The organism is Flagellimonas sp. 389 (assembly GCF_018449435.1).
Lineage (GTDB): Bacteria > Bacteroidota > Bacteroidia > Flavobacteriales > Flavobacteriaceae > Flagellimonas.
Window position 1 is genome coordinate 1 of sequence record NZ_JAHCMU010000014.1, and the last position, 20,596, is coordinate 20,596.

Here is a 20,596-nt window from a genome sequence, read left to right on the forward strand (position 1 = left end):
AGCGGCAAGGGCTTTGTGCGCATTCCTTATCTGGGCAATATAAAACTGGCGGTACATTACGACAATATCCTTTTGAACACCGACCGCCAACTGTTACAGGGCACGGTGGTTACCGAGTACGACCCCACGATGCGAAATATTTTGGACACAAAGGATGTGGTGGAGACGGTTGGGGAAATAGCAAATTCAATTAAGGAATTGTTGGAAAGTTTCACAGGTACCCCAGAGCAAATCCAACAATTGCAAGAGGAAAACCAGGAGCAAGGAAACTATGTAGAAGAACTCCTTGCGGACGAATCCATCCCACAAAATGTGAGGAACGAACTTGAAGCAAATTACAATGCTTATAACGCCTCCAGTCAAAACCTGATAACAGAAGCCACACAGGGTGGACCCAACCCAGATGGTTACGATACCGCAAATCAAATACAGGCATATAACGCTCTTGAGAACAGTATTAAAAAAGCAGAAAGTTATAAATCCGGAACAAACGCTGAGGATGAGTTTGGATTGGAAGTAAGTTTTTCTGACAATGATCTTTTAGAACTGGGGGTTACCGTCCCAACCCAAAAGATATTTTTGTCCCCTGCCGGTATTCCAGTAGTTTTACCTGATGGCGCCACTCCTGCCTTTTATAAGGTGCGGACCAACGTTATAACCGCATACGGTGCCCTTGCAAGTTTCACCATGAACGATGGTAGTGAATCAACAACCTATTATGGACACAAAAAGGGAACACAGTTCACGGGTTATAAAATAGCAAAAGACTCTACGGCGTATGAATTTGGAACACTTCCGGTCGGGCAATCCATCAGGGCACGAATTATTGATAAAGGTCTTGTACCTACTTGTAGCCATCTATTTTATGAAGGTGACTATTACACGAACAATATAAACAGTACGGGTACAGGTACTTTGGCGACCAGTTTCAATTTTACAGGTAATCTAGATTTGCTGACCATTGACGAACAGGGCTATTCCGATTGCCTGCCAACAATTGATTATGAGCGTTTCACGGATTATGTGGTGGGCATCTACAACTATTTTGGGCAGGGTGGATTTACCCGGAAAACAATGGCCAACGATGGAACGACCGCCTATCTGCACAGTGTGCTGGACGATGAGGGGATATTGCGCCACTACCAGTACAACACGGGCAACGGACTTTGGCAACAGGTGAAAGTCCCCACCTACGATGTGGATACCGCTGGGTCACTCAACTATCTGTTTGGGCAGGTGTTTAGTTCCGCTGCAGGCCATCTGGTGTTGGACATGGCCGGTATGGCCCCCATAGCAGGGGAGGTCTTTGACGCCCTCAACGGGGCATGTTACACCATAGAGGGTGATACGGAAAATGCTACAATCTCATTTGCCTCGACCATCCCCTTGGTTTTTGCCTCGACAGTAAAAAATGTTGGGAAATTGGCTAAATTAGCTGACGGTACTACTGTTGTGGTGAAGTTTTCCGAAGGGACTACACAGCAGTTGGTGAACGTTCTTAAGAGATTGAATTTGGATGCCGCACAGCTTAAAAAGCTGGGCGATGACCTAGTGGATAAAGAGTTTGTAGAGGCGATTGCTGAGAATCCCGAGTTGGTGGATAGTTGGAAACACTTAGATGGAATTGGTGCAGGAGATGCGTTAAGAAGAAACCCAGAAGCACTTGGAAAAGTCAAAAACTACCTTGATAATCAAATTGATATTGTTAAACAAGACGATCAAATCAAAGCTCTAACTAAAAACGGAGATGAGATTGGAGATCTATTGGATAACGGACTGGTAAAAGGTAAATATTCTAAAAGACCGTTTGACCCATCTGAAGTTGGAGGTGATATTTTAAGGCTTAGCTACAAAAATGCAGTTGTTTCCAAAAGTGGCATAGCAGACATAAAAATACATCTTAGTAGACTTGATCCAGATGATTGGAATCCTGCAATGATTAAAAGGCTTGAAGATATTGAAGCTGGTAAGATACAGGCTACGGATTTTGATAAGCGTTTCTATACTCACGAACTTAGGGAACTGGAAAGGGCTCGTTCTTTAGGTTTAGGTGATACCCATAAAATATCTTATGATGAATGGAATAATCTTCATAGTGCGACTTTAGAAGATTATCAGTTGTTTGAAAAGATAGATTTTGAAGGTGAGTCAGTATTTTCTTTATATCACCCTTCTGTCCAAAATTAACTCTGCGATATTGAAGTAAGAAGCTGAATCCCTTTTATTGTAAGAGTATATCCTATCTGTTCAGGAGGAGACTGTATTAGCTGATTCTCTTCAAGTTCAGTAAGTTTTTGCCCCAGTAGTCCATTTAGGATGAAATCTTCGTGATGCTTTAGAAGTGTTCTATCTATGGTTGGTATACCAACGGGTTTACCATTATTGCGAGTATGTATGATGCTTAAAATTTCCTTATCAATAGCTTCCATAGTTCAAGCGTAAGCATTTTTAGCCTTCATATCTCTAAGAGCCATATCAATCAGATTTAGGATAAAGGCTTTGTTTTCTTCATTGAGTTTAGAGATGTCCTCTAATCTTCTGATGGCATCTTTGTCAATAATTAGGGAAGTTTTACCAAGTAGGTAATCAACAGAAATTTCCAGTGCGTCAGCAATTTTAGTAGCAATCTCAACAGAGGGCATCATATCCCCACGTTCGTAACGTCCAACGATCGGCCCGGACGTGCCGATCATCTTTGCCAGTTCCTCACGAGAAAGCCCTTTTTCCTTCCGGGCCTGCATTATCCTATCGCCAAATTTTTCACTCATACGTGCCTAAAAAGCTGTTTAGTGTACTGATTTTTCAAAAATAGAGCAATAAAACGTAACAAGCAATTAGGAAAGGTGTTGCTTAAATGGAACGTATGATTTACTTTTGTTACTGAAACGTGACAAAAATAAATTTTACAAAAAATCAAGGCATGGTGGATAGGGCGGCTAAAGTATACCACTCACAGCGGATAAAAGTGAGCAGGGTAAACGAAGTGCTTAAAATCGATTCATTCGTGGATTAAAATTAGCGATTATTTCTCAATTTTTTTCTCATTGATTCTCCTTTGATATCTATCCTGTGGGCGGTGTGCACCAGACGGTCGAGTATTGCGTCGGCAATGGTCTTTTCCCCGATTATCGGTGCCATGCCTCGATGGGCAGTTGTGAAGCTATTATTGTAGAGCGCTTGCCGTACCTGTCCTCTATTATTTCCATGAACGAGTGCCTGTTGATGTTGTCCAATGGTTTGAGGCCGAAGTCGTCCAGTATGAGCAGGTCCTGCTTTTCAAGCTTGCCTATCTGTTTTAGATATGACCCGTCCGCTTTCGATGTCTTGAGCATGGTGAACAGCTTTGCGGTGTTGAAGTACATGACCCTACGGCCCATCGAGCATGCCTGATGGCCTATGGCGGATGCCATATAGCTTTTGCCCACACCGGTACTTCCGGTAATGAGGACGTTTTCCTTCTTACGGATGAACTCGCAGGATGCAAAACGCTGTACCTGGTTTTTGTCGATGTTCCTCTCGGGGGCGTAGTCGATCGCCTCCATCACTGCACCATACCTGAACCTTGCGGCCTTGGTCAGGCGTTCGATCTTGCGGTTGTGCCTATCGTCCCATTCGGACTGCATAAGGTAGGCCACTAGTTCGTCGTTGGTGTAATCGACGCTCCCGGAGGAGAGGCTGGTGTTGAAGGCCCTTACCATTCCGTAGAACCTTAGTTGTTTCATCTGTTCAAGTGTCTTTGTGTTCATGATCATTGATTTTATGGTTTTATTTATAATAATCCTCGCCCCTGATGTTGTCGTGGTCGGGAACTTCGATGTGCTCCCCCGGGTCTTCCTCGATGTCGTCCCATCCGTTCCTTAGGATACGCTCCACCATATTGTAATTATATGCCCCATAGTCCAGTGCCCGCTTGCAAGCGTTTTCCAACCTCCGGTCGCCGACCTTTTTGGCCAGATGGAGTATCCCAAGGCATGACTTGTAGGATTGCTCGGGGTGCTGCTTCTTGTCCAATATCCCGATGATGTACGTTTTGCAGTGCGGGCCGATCTGTACCGCCCAGGCGATGAACTTCCCGCTGCTCCATTCGCTGACGAACCTATGGTGGGATGGCATGTGCTCCGCCACGGTGGTGTACCCGTACCTTTGCCTTTGTCTTTCATGGGCGGCCAGGCGCTCGTTCCTGTGGTATACCTCGACGAAGCTGTCGGTATAGACGATCCTGACCTGTTTGCCTATGTGCCGGTAGGGCACACTGTAATAGTGCTTGTCCTTGCCAAGGTAGATGTGGCTGTTCTTGTGGACGGTTCCCTTGGCGTACGATCTTATCTCGTACCGTTTTACCGGCAACGGGGCCAGTTCTCGGCGTTCCACTTCCTCGAACATCGAACGGCGGGAGTATTCCCTTCCCCTGAAGGATACACCGTTGTGTACTCTCAGCAGCTCCAGTATGGCATCGTTGATGTCGGCCTTGCTGTGGAAGGTGCTGTTGCGCAAGGGCGCGAACACCCTGGTGTAGATGATCCGGACGGCATTCTCGACGATGGCCTTGTCCCTGGGCCTGTACGCCCTTGTGGGGAGCACCGCCGTTTCGTAGTGCTCGGCGAAATCGGCAAAGGTCTCGTTCACCTTGGGCTCGTAGCGGCTGCTCTTGGTAACGCCCGACCTGCGGAGTTCCCTGTCAAACTGGGGGAAGTACCCCTCGAGGGTCTTCAACTTCTCGCTCTTGGGCTTTCCGTCGCTCTTGAAGAGCCGGTGGATCTCCTCCAGGGTCATTGCCGACACCTCATAGGGGGTCAGCCTGTACCGCTTGAAGAAGTCGATGTACTTGGTGACGGTATTACGGGAGATGCCCAACTGGGAACTGATCCGCCGTTTGCTCGTGCCCTCTCCATATAACTTGAAAATCTGTTTTGCCTTGCGCATATCTATCTGTTTGTTCGCCATGTTCCTTTTTTTACAAAGGAACCGATGGAAACCCACAAATAGAACCGATTTTTAATGGTTCACTTTCATCCGCCGCAGGTGGTTCACTTTGACCCGCTGCGCTATGCTCACTTTAACCCGCCCGAGGTGGTATACTATGCCCGTTTTTTGCAGCATGGCAAAAAAGGACAACAGGAGTTTGAAAATACACAGCTACCAAAGGGACAATAAGCAAGTTCCAGAACTACGGTTGATCGGAGTATGGATGGAGCAATTAGGTTTTAACATCGGTGAGCGTGTCCAGATCACCACTAGAGACAGGCTGTTAATCATTGAGCTATTGGAAGAAGAAGCCAAAGAGGAAGTGAATTACAAAGCTGCCCTGCAAGAAGTAAAACAAACTTTGAAAAAGCTATCCAAATGACCATTGCCGAGATCAAAGAAAAGCTTACCATCCTTCAAGTCCTAGACCACTACGGTATCAAGGTCAATAAAAACAAGATGGTCAATTGTCCGTTCCATGACGACAAGAACCCAAGCATGCAAGTCTATCCAGAGACAAATACGGTTCATTGTTTTAGTGGCAACTGCGAGCAAACAGGGAAAGCCATAGACCAGATAGATTTTATCATGCATCATGAGAAATGCACCAAGCATGAAGCAATTACAAAGGCTAAGAAGTTGATCGGTGTAGAAATAATAGAAAAGGTCAACCAAAAATATGAAACCAAAGCCAACCTATCAGAAACCTTCATCAAGCTGCAGGAAGGCTTAAAAAGAAGTAAATCCGCTCAAAACTATCTGCAGGAAAGAAATCTCCCTACTGCAGCAATCGGCTTCAATACCAAGAACACCTTTAACAAGATGGTGCAATGCGTCATCTTTCCTCTGAAAGATACAAAAGGAAAAATCGTAAGCTTTTACGGCAGACACATTACCAGAGATGCTCACTATTATTTAACCAATCGAACAGGGCTTTATCCAAAACATCCAAGTCCAGAAGTAAAGCAGCTTGTTTTAACTGAAAGTGTGATAGATGCAGCAACAGTCAAGCAATACACAAACTATGAAGTATTGGCACTTTATGGCACAAATGGCTTAACTCCTGAACACATCGAGGCAATCCAATCATGTGCAGCGTTAGAAGAAATCATCTTCTTTTTAGATGGAGACGAAGCGGGCAATACAGCAGTAGCGAAATACACCAGAAAACTATCCAAGTTATTGCCAAACCTAACCATTAGTAAAGTAGAAACCCCACAAGGAGAAGATCCGAACAGCTTGACGATAAGCCACGAACCAGAAATACTCAACCACTTAATCAGTGAAAGAAAGGTTCTTTCTTCTTCAAATGAAGTCGAGAGCCTCGACACGCAATCAATCCCAACACCTGAAAAACCGCAGTTCTCACCAAAGGAAGTAGCTAAACAGCAGCATACTAATACCACCAAAGGAAAATTAGATACATCCAACAGCGAATACTTAGTCTTTGAAAAGCAGCCTTTATTAATCAGTGTACTTGGTGGAATAGGTCTGCATCCAATAGACAAAATGCGTGTCACATTAAAAATCGAACGTACAGATAGCAATAGCCCATTACATCAAATCAGACATAGTTTAGATCTGTATTATGATGACCAAGTAGAGAAGCTGAACCGAAAAGCAGCGGAGCGGTTAGAGTTAGGGTCACGAGAAGTACAGCTGACCACAGCAGAATTAATCCAGAGCCTAGAAGATTACCGAAACCATCTACTCGAACAAAACAAGCCCAAGAAACCAGCAGCACGAATCATTCCACCAGAACGGGAAAAAGTAGCGATAAGCTTGATGAAACGTAAAGGCTATTTAACAAAAGAGCTCCCTGAGCTCCTGGAAAAGACAGGCGTAGTAGGTGAAAGAAAAAACAGTATTATCCTTTGGAATACCTATGCGACCAGAAAACAACATGATCCTTTACATGTGATCTGCTTGGGAGCATCAGGCACAGGAAAGACCTTTTTACAAGAAAGAATCACCGATCTGGTTCCCGAAGAAGATAAAGTAAGCGGTACGGCCATCAGTGAAAATGCCCTGTATTATGCGCAGGATCTGAACCTTAGAAACAAACTTTTTATTATCGAGGATCTGGACGGAGCAAGTAACATCCTGTATGCCCTCAGAGAACTGCAGACCAAGAAAAGTATTAGCAAGATGGTGACCCAAAAAGACAGTAAAGGGAACATGAAAACCGAGATCGTAACCGTACATGGCCCGATCTGTTTAACAGCTACCACCACCAAAGAAAGGTTGTATGAAGATAATGCGAATAGATGTTTACTCATTTATCTGGATGGCTCAAAACAACAACAGGAAGCTATTATGGACGATCAACGCAAACGGTCAGCAGGAAAACTCAACAAAAAAGAGCGGTCAACAACCAGAGAATTACTCAGAGATATGCAAGCTCTTTACGAGCCAATTACCATTAGAAACCCCTACGCAGAGCAGCTTAAAATCCCCGAAACCGTCTTTAAGCCATTAAGGACAAACAGCCATTACTTAGCTTTTATTGAAGGCATTACCTTTTGTATGCAGTTCCAGCGAAAAAAGCACCAAGACCCTGAAACCAATGAATGGTACATCAATACAGAGATAGAAGATATTGAACTGGCCAATGAGCTGATGAAAGAAGTGCTGCTGTCCAAAAGTGACGAACTGACCAAAGCATGCAGGGGCTTCTACGAAGGCTTAAAAGCTGATCTGCAACGAGAACAGAAAACATCCTTTTACCGAAATGAAGTGAGGGAATGGAAACGGATCAATCCCAATAACCTACGCTATTACCTCAAACAACTGGTACAGTACGGCTACCTGAATATCATCGGCAGGCACAAACACAACGGGCATGAATACGAGATCAGCAAACTATCCGAATATCAGGACTTGAACGGCACATTAAGCAGTGTACTGGACAAAGCATTGGAAGATATAAAAAGACTCCGTGAGCCTGATAGCTGATAATAAGGTGATAGCAGGGTGATAACTGGCTCAATTATCATCTTAACCCGCTGAAAAACAATGAGTAGACTAAGGTTGATAATTAAACTCCAAAAATGCAAGGCAGGGCAATCCAAAAAGAAACACACTTTACAGACTTACAAAACAGCTTTAAGCTGTGGTTAGAACGATTAGGCTATGCCAAATACACCATTAAGCACCACAGTAAATCAATGGCTTTATTTTTTCAACTGACCAGAGAAAAGGGCATCAACAAACTGGAAGACATCACAGGAGAAACCATACTGCAGTTCCAAGCGGAATTGGAAAAACAACCCATAGCAGCCCAGACCTTCCAATCTCGATTAGGGAGTCTAAGACTCTTTGATCAATATCTGGAGAGCTACGGACACCAACCGATTATCACTGTCAAACTAAAAGTGATCCCACACTTTGAAACGCCTAAAACCATACTCACACAGCAAGAAATCAAGCAACTCTATGAGGTAACGGATAACAGCAAGTTAGGCTACAAGGACAGGGCGATACTAGCCATTTACTACGGATGTGGGCTGAGAGCCAGTGAAGGATTAAATCTTCAAGTGAAAGACCTGGACTTTAGAAATGGCTTACTGCAGGTAGGGAAGACGAAAACCAGAACGCCCAGATATGTTCCTATGAGTGCTGCAGTAATGGAAGACCTGAAAGATTACCTCTATGGGGCAAGACCGCAAATCCTGAAAGTGAAAAGTGATGTGGTTTTAGTCCATAGTAAGGGGCGGTACAAAGAAGCGGCAGGCTTTAACGATAGACTAAAAAAATTAACGGAACTGGCAGGAATAGAAAAGAAAATAAGCCTTCATAGTCTACGGCATAGTATAGCTACCCATTTATTGGAAAATGGAATGCCACTGGAACAGATACGGCAGTTCTTGGGACACGGAAGCATGGAGGTTACCCAACGTTACACGCATATCCTTTATGAAAACAGGTAACACAAATCCAAATGCCTGCGGTGGCTCACCGCTGAAAACCAGTGAGCTAGAAGATTATAAAAACTACTTGCACCAGATCGGTCTGAGTTCCGGACACAATGGAAGGAACCAAGTTACTATGAGCAACCATGTAAACACCTATGCCGAATGGCTAAAACACAGAGGTCTGGACATCCAAACAGCCACATACAAAGACCTGATGGATCATGTAGGCTACTTGCAAAAACAAGGAAAAGGCATCCACCGAGTGAACCACGCTTTAAGAAGTATCAGTCACCATTACGAGTTTAAAGGGTGGGAAAACATTGCCCAAACTACTAGAATGCGAGGTGTGCCGAGAACCCAGCCCCAAGGACTGTTGAGCGAAGAAGACCTGCAGGAACTTTACGAAAGCTATTTTCCAGAACCCCACAAGAACAACTATCACTACACTGATAAACTGATCTTGGGACTGCTCATTTACCAAGCATTGGACATGAGCGAGTTTATGAAAATAGAGCTGCAGGATGTACAACTGGAAAAAGGCACGATCTACATCAGATCGGGCAGACAGAAAAAGGAAAGGTACATCCCATTAAAGGCCAATCAGGTATTGAGTTTGGATAGATACATCCGAGAGGCCAGTCCCAAATCGGCCGATCGAACAAGTGACAGGCTGTTCTCGCCACAAGCGGACAATTACAATCTGTTGCACTGGCAGTTCAAGCAACTATCCAAAAAAGTAAAGGCCCATGGCAAGGAAGAAATGGATATCCACATCCATAAGCTGGGCCAGTTGCGCCAGAGCAGGATAGCGATCTGGGTGCGGGAAGAGGGATTGAGAAAGGCCCAGTACCTAGCGGGCTTTAGGAACGTATCCAGTGCGGAGCGTTACCAAAGAGCGGACCTGTCGGACCTGAAGAAGCAGGTGGACCGCTACCATCCCCTAAGATGACAGGCCCCCATCGAAGATAAAAGTGCGCTTGCCCTCTTCAGACCTCCCGAGCACGGGCCAGTCCCAAATCCTTACAAAAACTAATACTATGAAATGCGGGCAAGAGGCCGTACCGACCTAAAGACCGCGCGCCGGCAGCGTTGGACGAAGGGGTATTTTACATAATTTGCATTATGGCTACGGCCCGAAAAGATGAAGGGAACACCTAAATGCCCCATCCGTACCATAATGCAAATTATGTAACATACGGGGGAAGGGAGCGGGGGCGGTACAGGGGCTTTTTACGGGAGTAAAAATCTGGACCGCCCCCGCGAGGGCCTTCGGGTCATTTTTTTCAATTGAAATAAAAAGGTGAAACCCATATCTTGCGGTATGCTGAAAAAATGGTTCTATCCGATATTTTTTGCCTTCCTGTTCTTAGGGCTAGGACAGAATTTTGCCCTTGAAAAAGAGGTAAGAGGGGCTGACTTGGTAGACTCGTGGAAGATTGTTGGCGATATATCTCCTTCAGATGCCACAGAAGTAGCGACACTTCAAAAGCTATTTGATGATATAGCATTAGAACCATCTTTTGAAACTTGGATTAAAAACAATCCTCAACACTTTGATGCTTGGAAAAATTGGGAAGCAACTTATCGATCATTGGGAGATCCAGTGAAAGATATTTTAGGTTCAGGAAGGTTGTCTCATACTGATGAATGGAATAAGTTAATTAAGGAGATTGAAGATGCTGGAGGAGAAGTGAAATTTAGTCCAGGAAGAATAGCATATTCTCCAGGTGTTACCAAAGGCTCTCCAGGACAATTAATTATTGATCAAGATGCTTCTATTACTGCATTACGACATGAACACCGTCATTTTATTGATGATCAAGCAGCAGGATATTTAGGGTTTGAAGGTGTCTACGACATTAACTTCAGGGTTACTACAGAGTACAATGCTTATAAATTAGAAGTTCAAGAAATGCTAAATCTTGGAGAAAGTGCAGCAACTAATCAATTAAAGCAGAATTTTATAGACGAAGTAACTTCGATTATAAATCACCTTAATTTACCTATTACACCTGAACTTCAAAGTTTAGTTGATGATTTGATGGGACTTTAAAAGATTATCTTATGATGGTAGAACCGAATTTGAGTAAGGAAGAATTGAGTGATGAAGAATTAATTCAAGAATTTAATTCTCCCAAAAAGTATAGCAAAGCACGACTTTATGCGATAATGGCAAAACGAGCAAATGATAACTCTATATTGAAAGAGTATTTGTTCGCAGTGATAAAGAATGAGGAAAGGAGGAAGGAGTTCGTTTTTGGAGCAATTATGCATTCATGGTTGCCTGCACTGCATATTCTGCAGAATAGCAATCTCGAAATCAAAAACGAACTGAAATCTGTTTTAGCAAAGGTTTGGAATCAGGAGGAAAAGAGATTGTTTGTGGATTACATCAAGAAAGAACCAGAATATTATGCCCTATTAAATGATATTTTGACATTGAAAGCCTAATTGTTTAGAATGGGCTTTTTACCTCCCCCTCTGACGTGAGGTCCTGCTCATGAATAGTAGTTAAAAGTTCTTTGACATAATTTAAGTGGTACTACAGCGGAAATAGCTTGGTGCGCATTCCCTATCTGGGCAATATAAAACTGGCAGTATACTTTGACAACATTCTTCTGAACACCGACCGCCAACTGTTACAGGGCACGGTGATTACCGAGTACGACCCCACTATGCGAAATATTTTGGACACAAAGGATGTGGCTGAGACGGTTGGGGAACTGTTTGATGCCGTTGGAGATTTATTGGAAGAACTTTTCTCCCAAAAAGAAGAATTGTTGAACCAACTAGCAGAAGCAGAAAGCTTTGAAGAACAACAAAATTTTATCTCCCAGATCAATGATTTAGAGGTTACCATAGACCAACAAATAGACCAAATACCAAATAGGGAAAGTCTACCGCAGGAGTTACAGGATGAATTAGAGGAGCTAAAACAGGAAGGCAGCATAGTAACGAATAATACCTTGACCCCACAAGAAATAGCGGATATTTCCACCGCGGATGCCGAACGAAGAGAGCGAATTAAGGAGATCAAGTCGATTGCGGAAAATTATTTGTCAAGTGACACATTTGATTTTGAAATAGCACAGTCTTTAGAGGGAATTTATACTGAGGAAAAGCTCTCCTCAAGTGTTGTCCCAAATACAACGGGACAAAGCGTATTCGACTACGAAGGGATATTCAGTTCACAGTTTGAAACTTTTTTGTCAAACCTTTCGGTTGGAGGGAAATATAAGATCAAGATCTACACCTACGACTCGCAATCGGAAATTTTAGCGGCGATACATTCCATAGTACCGAAGAGCGATGAGGTCATCATTCTGATGCAAAAGAGAACGGACAAGGTTTTGGTGAAGCTGATCTTGGGAGCGGAGGTGAACAGCGATCTATTAAGCAAGAGCATCACCAAGGAAGAACTGGTAGGCATAATACAGGAATCCTCAATCTCCTCGTTGAGAACATCGGTACTCTTTAAAGAGATAAAACGCAACATGACAGGATACGCCTTGGTCACGGAAGCTGAGGCCTACGATGGTAATGTTGCAGCACTGATTGCCATAAAACTATTGGATTGGGGCGTACAGGGCATAGAAAATTTTGAGTTACCCAGTAGGTATTACGACTCATCTGCAAGTGGGTATTCTCCCTTATTGGGTGGAGATGCAGTACAAAATGCCTTTGTGTGTGGTCTATATAACGGATTGATACAGGAAGCAAAAGCATTACCAGAGTTGGCATCGCTCCTTATCAAAATATCCGCTTCCGAAGAAAACCAAGCCAAGCTGCAAGAGGAAATAGACCTAATACTGGAAAAGGGCATTCTCCAAACCATGGTACAAGGCTTGGTCAACAATTATGACCTAAATACCAATGGTACTGAAATGGTGGCCTACCAGTTTGGAAAAGATGTGGTGGCCCTAGCCACGATGTTCGTTTCGTTTGGGGAGCTTACCAAAGCGGGAAAAGTGGCGAACCTCACCAAACTGGCCGACCCCTTGCAAAATGCCTTTGGAGTGTATAAACTGGCTGCACGGTCTGGTGCAAATACCACGAGAGTGGGCAGTGAAATGGTGCTACACATAGGGGATGACCTTGGAAACGTTGTGGCAAAGGTTGATGCCGAAGGGGTTTACAAGGAATTGAAATGGTTGGATGAGGGGACTGTTTTGGAAACCCTCGAAGAAACAAGATATATAGATAACTTTGGGGAAGAGGTCGTTGGTGATTTAACAGTTCTAAGAAAAGGTGATGAGGTTGGATTTGGTAAATCAGGCTCTTTTTTTACTGGGTTGGTTGATGAAGTTGATGGTTTTGTTATTATAAGAACCTCAAATGGAGTGGAAGTAGCAAGAGGTAATATTGACAATATTATGGGATTTGATGTGCTACAAATGACTATTAAAACGAAAGGAACAACTGTAACAGGAAGACAATCAGTAACTCAGACTATTAAATATATGAATGATGTCTGGGAGCAGCCTGTAGAGGGTTTCTTGGTAAATTGGAAAAAAGTCGATGGGTTGTCAGATAATATTGATGCATTCAACGAAAAATATATATTAGAGGGTCTTGGTGAAGATGTATCAAAAAGCAAAGCTTATTTTGATACATTTTCAGGAAAAATGGCTTTGGAAAACGGGTTTTATAAGATACAGTATATAAACGGTGTCAAAAATGAAAATGGAATTTTCACTTCAATTGAAGGTTTAGTAACATATTAATAATGGAAAAAGAAAAGTTAAAGAAAGCTGGATTTACCCATCGCTACAAACCTACGCTAAAGAAGATAGACCAACATTGCTTAGGATATAGTCTTCTCATTAAACCTGGCAATTCTATTTTGATAGACTTAATCTACCTAGAACATTTAAACGAATGGAAAATCGATTATATACGTTTCGAGGGAAAAGAAGCTTTGAGATTAATTAAAAACAATTTAAATAGCTATGACTTGAAATCTGTTGTTGAGTTTGTTGAAAAATTTCCAAATCAAACCTTCTAACCGAAAAATACTTGCTCAATTAGGGCCATTGTAGAAACCCTCTGAGAAACCAGATATATAGATAACTTTGGAGAAGAGGTCACGAGTGATTTAATCGTTCTAAGAAAAGGAGATGAGGTTGGTTTCAAGCTAACGACTGCTTCAGATGATATTTTGTGGTCTTCTATTGATGAATTATTTCCAGTTAATTTTTATGGTAATCCAAATGCAACATATTATGATGTAATTGTAACCTATCAATCAAATAGACCAAGGGCAGGGGTTGCCTTTAAGCGAGACAATATCTTGGAACTTCATTTGAATATTCCAGAACAATTACAAGGTCAGGGAGTCGGGACAGAGATTTTTAAGAAAGCCGTCGATGAATATTCGCCAATGAAGGTAAAAGGTTGGTGGAAAGAAAGTGATATCTACTCGGGGGGTGAATCAATCAACTTGACTATTTTTAAGCAAAAGCTTGATGAGGGATTGTCTCCAATAGAAGCTGCATTTGAAACTCCATCTGGGAAAATTTTTAAAAACAATGGTTTTGGTGGAATACCTGAAATCATTAGTAATACGCCAGAAGAGGTCATTATTCACTTTAATCCTTCGAACTAATGAAAATATTTTATATTCTAAACAACAAAAAGAAGATGATAACTGGTGGGAAAATAATTAGTCAAAGAGGGCTATTATTTGAATCATTGGTTAATGTGAAATTCTTTGATGCAAATTTTTCTTCAAAAAAACTGAATAAGATTTATTTAAATGAAATTACGATTGAAAATAAGATTGGCGAATTATTGATGGAAAGAAACTCAAAGCCACTGGATATTCCAGATTATAAAGGAAGGTTTAGAGATGAAGAAGTTTTTGAGTGGAAGCTATATAAAGGCGAAGAGTTAAAACTTTGTAACACAGGTTTTGATAGCAATATCATTTTTTTGATTGATCTTTATGATAGTGCCAAAAAGGATGAAAAACCGTATTATATTTTTTTGGCAAATAAGCAAGGAGAATTAAACGATACGAATTTAGAAGATATGGAAGTATAATTTTATTTGTGAAATGTTATTCTTCACATTCAGGCTAAGGGACTGTTTTTAAACACCAATGTCGCAGAAATTTTAGTCCATCATTTTGGAAAGGATGTGGTGGTCCTGGCCACGATGTTCGTATCCTTCGGGGAGCTAACCAAAGCAAGAAAGGTGGCTAATATCACCAAACTGGCCGACCACTTGCAAAATGCCTTTGGAGTGTATAAACTGGCTGCACGGTCTGGTGCAAATACCACGAAAGCGGGCAGTGAAATGGTGCTTCATATGGGAGACGATCTTGGAAACGTTGTTACAAAGGTTGATGCCGAAGGGGTTTACAGGGAATTGAAATGGTTGGATGAGGGAACTGTTTTGGAGATCCTTACAGAAACCAGATATATCGATAACTTTGGAAAGGAGGTCGTTGGTGATTTAACCGTTTTTAAGAACGGGGATGAGGTTGGGTTTGTTGATTTACTTAAAAAAGCAGATGGCGCATTCCAGCAAGCTAAAAACCAATCTAGGGTTTGGTCTGGCTATGATTGTAGTGAAATTGCCGAAGATATTTTTAACACTGTTGGTGAAGGCAAGATTTTAAGGATTGAAGGAGAAAATGGAAATTGGATAAAAGTAAAACAAGAAGGTGTTATCGATGATTTTCAATATCATGAAATCTATATTTACAAAGACAAGGTTTATGATGTAAGATTCGATGATACCCCCTGTTAGTTATGATAACTTTATGTAACATGTTCATGAAGTCAACTCAATTGATATAACAACAACCATAATACGTCAATGATGCCGAAACCTGAAAAAAAAATTTTATGATACACTAAAATTTTATAATGAACTTGGCTCACCTCAAATAAATTCTTTTGACCCATTGGACAAACTAAGCATATCTACTTTTAGTTTTCATTATAAAGACTTGGATTTAGGCGATAGCATATACTTTAACCTCATTAGACTGACGGAAAACTTTTCTGGTGATTTATCATGGATAATGCACGGTTACGGTAGTAAAAGAAATTATACAATTGAACCTTTAGAAACATATTGTTTAAAAAGAAAGTATGGAGTAGAATATTTCAATATTTTATCGAAAGATGAACATCTAAAAATCGTAGATTTATCCCGAAAGGATACAATAAAACTATGTGAATATGTCAAAAAGAGCTTTTCCAATAATTCTAAATAAGCACTCTTAAAGACAGGAACATTTTTAAAAAAGAAAGTAAGAAATTGTGTTCCCCACTGGCAACGACAAAGGTGAATGCAGATGAAGATGTATCAAAAAGGAAAGCTTTTTTTCAGGAAAAATGGCTTTGGAAAATAGTTTGTCAATGCCAACGTAACAGAAATAAGTACTGATTTGGTTATAGTTGAATTTACAAGATAATGGAAGAAAGAAATAAAACGGAACTTTTTGAGGTTTTACGAAGGTGCATTATATAAATCGTGTTAAAGATAGTAAAGGAGTTTATACTTCAATAGAAGGATTAATTACACATTAAATATGAGAAAAGAAGAGTTGACTAGTGTAGGTTTTTCTCATCGATATAAACCAGCATTAAAGGGAATAGATAAGAATTGTTTGGGTTATGGTTATCTTTTTAAAGCAGGTAATTCTATTTCAATAGATTTAATGTATATAGAGCATTTAGACGAATGGAAAGTGTCTTATGTGCGTTTTGAAGGTGAATCTGCTTTTAAGCTATTAAAGGAAAATCTAAAGGGATATGATTCAGAGTCTGTTGTGGAATTTGTTAAGAAGTTCCCTTCGCAAACTTTTTAAGCTAATTTTTCTCGTAGAGAATTATTCTGTGTGTCTTTAAGCATTAGATCGAGCATATATAAATCCTGTCTTTGTGGGCAGGATTTACTTTTTGTAGCGCTTCTAAAGCATCATTTTATCCTTTACTTACACTATTGGGGACAGCTAGCGCAGCAAACGAACATTGGCCGTTACGAGGAAGGAAAGATAACGGTCATCGTCGGGTCTTTGTTTTTCAGTGAAGGGACTTTGGGTAGGGTAAAACAAATTTTACAAAAACTGAACAGCTTCACTAAAAGCCAGTGGGATGAGTTTTTTGGGAAGGTAAATAAGCCATTTTAGGTTGAACTAAACATCCTATCCCTATTGAATTCTTGAAGCATCTTAATCCTTGTATAAATTTCACAAATCCTTCGGTACCCTAAAAAACTTTCTTGTGTCTTCTTTCGTTAAGGTCTTAAAATCATCCGATTTTTCCATTGTAGCAAAAGCATCCAAAAATACTTGGGGCAAATCCGTTAAACGACGTTCCTTTAAATCCATCCAGGCACCCATCATTTCGCAACGGGCAAAGTTTTTGCCATTTGCATCATAAAAATCGTGCTGGAATTCAAAGAACATCCCGTTTTCGCTCATCCCCTTAAAACCTAAGGAAACTTTAATTGGTTTTCCTGCAAATACTTCTTTAAAGTAGTACATGTGCTCAAAGAAGACTACCGGGCCTATATTATACTTGGCCATGGACTTTTGGTCGAACCCCAACTGCCCTAAATATGCCATTCGTGTATGGCTCATAAAATTGATATATGCCGAGTTGGCTAAATGGCGATTGGCATCCAAATCGCTCCATCTTATTTCAAATTCTTTAAAAAACATAGTTGATTATTTTGTTATGCATGCATAATAATTGTAAAATTACCATAGTTTTGAAAATCTTATCCAATCCAAGAGGGGAATTAATCTTATTTTTAAAGATACTTTAACACAAAGCACATGAGCCATAAAGCCGAATTCATCAAAGACCTTTCATTACCAGCCGTAGCAGCCCCAATGTTTCTTATCTCTGGCCCAAAATTGGTCATAGAATGTTGTAAAAATGGGATTGTTGGTACCTTTCCTGCATTGAACCAAAGAACAAGTGAAGGGTTTGAAGAATGGCTCATCCAAATCAAATCAGAGTTGCAACAATTTGAAAAGGAGACTGGAAAAAAACCGGCCCCTTTTGGTGTAAATCTCATTGTACACCCCACGAATCCTAGATTGGAAGCCGATGTTAAGCTCTGTGTAAAACATCAAGTGCCGTTGGTCATTACCTCCTTGGGAGCAGTTAGTCAAGTTGTGGATGCCATTCATAGCTATGGTGGCTTGGTGTTCCATGATGTCATTAAAAAAAGACATGCCGAAAAAGCAGCTGGGGCCGGTGTGGATGGATTGATTCTCGTAGCTGCTGGGGCAGGTGGACATGCGGGCAGCATAAACCCTATGAGTTTGGTAGCTGAAGTAAAGAAATTCTTTGATAAGACCATATTGCTTTCAGGATGCATCAGTACGGGCAGGGACATTGCCTCTGCCATGCAGATGGGTGCAGATTTGGCATATATGGGAACCCGGTTTATAAATTCTGAAGAGAGCAAAGCTCCAGAAGAATACAGAAAGATGATCATTGATGCAGGAGCAAGCGATGTAGTCTACACTGCGGCCATCTCTGGAGTACATGCCAACTTTTTGGCAGCAAGTTTACAGGCAGCAGGTATTAGTGAAGAAGACCTAAAGAAAAACCACAAAATAGACTTTGGAAAAGAATTGGACACAGAAGCCAAAGCCTGGAAGACCATTTGGTCCGCAGGACAGGGTGTAACCACTATTGAAAATACAATGCTGGTTGCTGAATTGGTGGATATTCTAAAATCCGAGTTTAAATCGGCAATAGAGGAGCAATCAAACTTGTTGGAAATATATCCAAAATAATCAATTGCTACGCTTCAACAGTTTCTACATCTTTTAAATCCGCTAAAAATTGATGGACTTGGCTCACGCACATGGAACCTTCTCCCACGGCGGAAGCGACCCGTTTTACCGAGCCTTTTCTAACATCGCCCACAGCAAAAAATCCAGGAATACTGGTTTCTAAGGATTGTGGCTCCCTTTCGGAATAAATTGCACACTTATGCAGTTGTTTCTGTTTTATTCCAGGTCCAGTGCAAATAAATCCTCTTTCATCGGTTACAACGAGACCTTGTAACCATTCCGTACAGGGTTTAGCTCCAATAAAAGTAAATAGATTGGTGATGTTCTTTTTTGTTTTTTCTCCTGTCTTACTTTCCAGAATTAACGACTCTAAGTGATGCTCTCCATGTAATTCGGTAACTTGTGTATGTAGGTGTACATATATATTTTCTGCAGCCTCTATGCGTTGTACCAGATAATCGCTCATTTTAGCACCTAAATCTCCACCACGCAGTACAACATGTACTTCTCTAGCATGATCCGCCAAAAAAAGTGCGGCTTGACCAGCCGAATTTCCACCTCCTACTACCCCAACCAATTCGTTGGTGCAAGATGCAGCATTCATGCCCGTTGCAGAATAATATACACCACTACCTTCATACTTTTCAATATTCTCAATGGGCAGACTACGATAATTTGCGCCTGTCGCAGCCATTATCGCCTTTGTTCTTATTTGTTTGTCATTGGTTGCATGCAATATAAAATGGCTTCCGGTATGCTCTATTTTCTCTGCCTTATGGGGAATTGAAATATTACACCCAAACTTTTGGGCTTGCACATAGGCTCTGTTCGCTAAGTCATTCCCAGATATTCCCGTAGGAAAACCTAAATAATTTTCAATTTTTGAACTCTTTCCTGCCTGTCCTCCAGGTGCCTTGCTATCTATGGTCACTACACTTAAACCTTCGGAAGCGGCATACACACTACCGGCCAATCCAGCAGGTCCGGCCCCAATTACAAGAAGATCAAAGACCTTATCCTCAAAATCCATGAGCACCCCGGAATAACGTGCCAATTCTTCCAGTGAAGGATTCTGGCATACCTTTGCTTCACTATTGATCAAAATAGGAAGTTCTTCTTTGGATAGATTAAAATTCTCTAAAAGCTCAAGTGCCGAATCTGAAGTATCCACATCCAAAAAATTATACCAGATATGATTTTTATCCATAAAATCACGAATGGCGTACGTTTCTTTAGAGTTTCCAGAACCTACAAGTTTAATACCTCCCGTAAATTCGGTAAGCACGGTTTCTTGGCGCAGCAGGAATGCGTTCAATAATACATCGCTAATATCGCTATGCCTTGCAATGGCTTCTTTTAATCTTTTTGGGGTTATTCGTAAAACAGTAGTGTTCTCTTTTGTAATTGCATGAAATTGCGCTCCACGATTGGAAAGCATACCACTGTCTCCCGTAAACTCATTCTTTTGGTGCGCAACTATAACTCCGTTTTCGTTATAGGGGTCTTCTATGGAAACCTCTCCTTCTAGCACCACAAAAAAATCATACTGTAAATCGCCCAGAGCAAAAATCTTTGTTCCAGAAGGGTGGCTTTCTACTTCACCATAGGTTTTTAATGTATTGATCTGTCTTTGGGTAAGTTCAGGAAAACGTGGGTCTTTCATTTTTTAATATTTTGATATTGTTTTATGGATGTAACACCACATCCAATTTTCATTGGGTTCTGCAGAGCTTGCAACGGGATGCTTTTGTGAAGCTGAATGCTTACTTGCATGTTTATTTGGGGAACTATCGCAGCATAATGTTACTCCACATTCCTGACAAGTTCGCAAATGCAACCAGCTATCACCGATCTTTACACATTCCTCACATTCATATGCTCTTGCTCTCTTTACATCGGAAATTGCCGCGAGATGTTCACATTTTTTTACACGTAAGCCCATTACTTA

General features: G+C 41.4%; 20 protein-coding genes and 1 pseudogene. 14 read left to right on the plus strand and 7 right to left on the minus strand.

Annotated elements, in window-relative coordinates:
* Positions 1-2,187, plus strand: a pseudogene (locus tag KIM67_RS12730) (hypothetical protein); the annotation flags it as partial.
* 245 nt (positions 2,188-2,432) lie between these two features.
* Here the strand turns inward: KIM67_RS12730 and KIM67_RS12735 are convergent.
* The 4 genes from KIM67_RS12735 to KIM67_RS12745 all read right to left on the minus strand — a co-directional run bounded on the left by KIM67_RS12735 (position 2,433) and on the right by KIM67_RS12745 (position 4,944).
* Positions 2,433-2,768 carry a helix-turn-helix domain-containing protein gene (locus KIM67_RS12735; protein WP_213831939.1) on the minus strand — a complete coding sequence of 112 codons (336 nt, stop codon included), beginning with the start codon at positions 2,766-2,768 and terminating at the stop codon, positions 2,433-2,435.
* 247 nt (positions 2,769-3,015) lie between these two features.
* The gene (locus KIM67_RS18810) at positions 3,016-3,138 is read right to left on the minus strand and encodes an ATP-binding protein (protein ID WP_371815749.1); all 123 of its coding nucleotides are present in this window, start codon (positions 3,136-3,138) and stop codon (positions 3,016-3,018) included.
* Entirely contained in the window at positions 3,126-3,746 is a 621-nt protein-coding gene (locus KIM67_RS12740; protein ID WP_313788443.1) for an ATP-binding protein, read from the minus strand. The genes KIM67_RS18810 and KIM67_RS12740 overlap by 13 nt, the downstream gene beginning before the upstream one ends.
* Before the next feature lie 19 nt (positions 3,747-3,765).
* Positions 3,766-4,944, minus strand: coding sequence for a hypothetical protein (locus KIM67_RS12745; protein ID WP_213831940.1), 1,179 nt, complete (start codon positions 4,942-4,944; stop codon positions 3,766-3,768).
* A gap of 154 nt (positions 4,945-5,098) precedes the next feature.
* On the opposite strand from KIM67_RS12745, the gene KIM67_RS12750 reads away from it, so the two are divergent.
* From KIM67_RS12750 to KIM67_RS12805, 12 genes are all read left to right on the plus strand, one after another.
* Positions 5,099-5,347: a SymE family type I addiction module toxin gene (locus KIM67_RS12750; protein WP_213831941.1), complete on the plus strand. Its 249-nt coding sequence runs from the start codon at positions 5,099-5,101 to the stop codon at positions 5,345-5,347.
* Positions 5,344-7,920 carry a CHC2 zinc finger domain-containing protein gene (locus tag KIM67_RS12755; RefSeq protein WP_213831942.1) on the plus strand — a complete coding sequence of 859 codons (2,577 nt, stop codon included), beginning with the start codon at positions 5,344-5,346 and terminating at the stop codon, positions 7,918-7,920. Before KIM67_RS12750 ends, KIM67_RS12755 begins: the two co-directional genes overlap by 4 nt.
* Before the next feature lie 95 nt (positions 7,921-8,015).
* Positions 8,016-8,894, plus strand: coding sequence for a tyrosine-type recombinase/integrase (locus KIM67_RS12760; RefSeq protein WP_213831943.1), 879 nt, complete (start codon positions 8,016-8,018; stop codon positions 8,892-8,894).
* On the plus strand, positions 8,881-9,828 hold the full coding sequence (locus KIM67_RS12765) for a tyrosine-type recombinase/integrase (RefSeq protein WP_213831944.1): 948 nt from the start codon (positions 8,881-8,883) through the stop codon (positions 9,826-9,828). The genes KIM67_RS12760 and KIM67_RS12765 overlap by 14 nt, the downstream gene beginning before the upstream one ends.
* Positions 9,829-10,200: 372 nt before the next feature.
* Positions 10,201-10,932 (plus strand): hypothetical protein, encoded by a 732-nt coding sequence (locus KIM67_RS12770; RefSeq protein WP_213831945.1) that lies wholly within the window; start codon positions 10,201-10,203, stop codon positions 10,930-10,932.
* Positions 10,933-10,943: 11 nt separating this feature from the next.
* Complete coding sequence (locus KIM67_RS12775; RefSeq protein WP_213831946.1) at positions 10,944-11,330, plus strand: hypothetical protein; 387 nt, start codon at positions 10,944-10,946, stop codon at positions 11,328-11,330.
* Between the two features lie 110 nt (positions 11,331-11,440).
* The gene (locus KIM67_RS12780; protein WP_213831947.1) at positions 11,441-13,603 is read left to right on the plus strand and encodes a hypothetical protein; all 2,163 of its coding nucleotides are present in this window, start codon (positions 11,441-11,443) and stop codon (positions 13,601-13,603) included.
* 2 nt (positions 13,604-13,605) lie between these two features.
* Positions 13,606-13,884, plus strand: a complete 279-nt coding sequence (locus KIM67_RS12785) for a hypothetical protein (protein ID WP_213831948.1) — start codon at positions 13,606-13,608, stop codon at positions 13,882-13,884.
* A gap of 153 nt (positions 13,885-14,037) precedes the next feature.
* The gene (locus KIM67_RS12790) at positions 14,038-14,484 is read left to right on the plus strand and encodes a hypothetical protein (protein WP_213831949.1); all 447 of its coding nucleotides are present in this window, start codon (positions 14,038-14,040) and stop codon (positions 14,482-14,484) included.
* Positions 14,484-14,921, plus strand: a complete 438-nt coding sequence (locus KIM67_RS12795; RefSeq protein WP_213831950.1) for a hypothetical protein — start codon at positions 14,484-14,486, stop codon at positions 14,919-14,921. Before KIM67_RS12790 ends, KIM67_RS12795 begins: the two co-directional genes overlap by 1 nt.
* 153 nt (positions 14,922-15,074) lie before the next feature.
* On the plus strand, positions 15,075-15,632 hold the full coding sequence (locus KIM67_RS12800) for a hypothetical protein (protein ID WP_213831951.1): 558 nt from the start codon (positions 15,075-15,077) through the stop codon (positions 15,630-15,632).
* A 790-nt stretch (positions 15,633-16,422) separates the two neighbouring features.
* On the plus strand, positions 16,423-16,701 hold the full coding sequence (locus KIM67_RS12805) for a hypothetical protein (RefSeq protein WP_213831952.1): 279 nt from the start codon (positions 16,423-16,425) through the stop codon (positions 16,699-16,701).
* A gap of 381 nt (positions 16,702-17,082) precedes the next feature.
* Here KIM67_RS12805 and KIM67_RS12810 read toward each other — a convergent pair whose 3' ends face one another.
* Positions 17,083-17,556, minus strand: coding sequence for a thioesterase family protein (locus KIM67_RS12810; protein WP_213831953.1), 474 nt, complete (start codon positions 17,554-17,556; stop codon positions 17,083-17,085).
* Between the two features lie 117 nt (positions 17,557-17,673).
* On the opposite strand from KIM67_RS12810, the gene KIM67_RS12815 reads away from it, so the two are divergent.
* Complete coding sequence (locus KIM67_RS12815) at positions 17,674-18,648, plus strand: nitronate monooxygenase family protein (RefSeq protein WP_213831954.1); 975 nt, start codon at positions 17,674-17,676, stop codon at positions 18,646-18,648.
* Positions 18,649-18,655: 7 nt separating this feature from the next.
* On the opposite strand, the gene KIM67_RS12820 is transcribed toward KIM67_RS12815, so the two are convergent.
* Together KIM67_RS12820 and KIM67_RS12825 are read right to left on the minus strand one after the other, a co-directional pair.
* Positions 18,656-20,311, minus strand: a complete 1,656-nt coding sequence (locus KIM67_RS12820; protein ID WP_213831955.1) for an FAD-dependent oxidoreductase — start codon at positions 20,309-20,311, stop codon at positions 18,656-18,658.
* A 3-nt stretch (positions 20,312-20,314) separates the two neighbouring features.
* Entirely contained in the window at positions 20,315-20,590 is a 276-nt protein-coding gene (locus KIM67_RS12825; protein ID WP_213831956.1) for a UBP-type zinc finger domain-containing protein, read from the minus strand.
* Positions 20,591-20,596 lie beyond the last annotated feature (6 nt).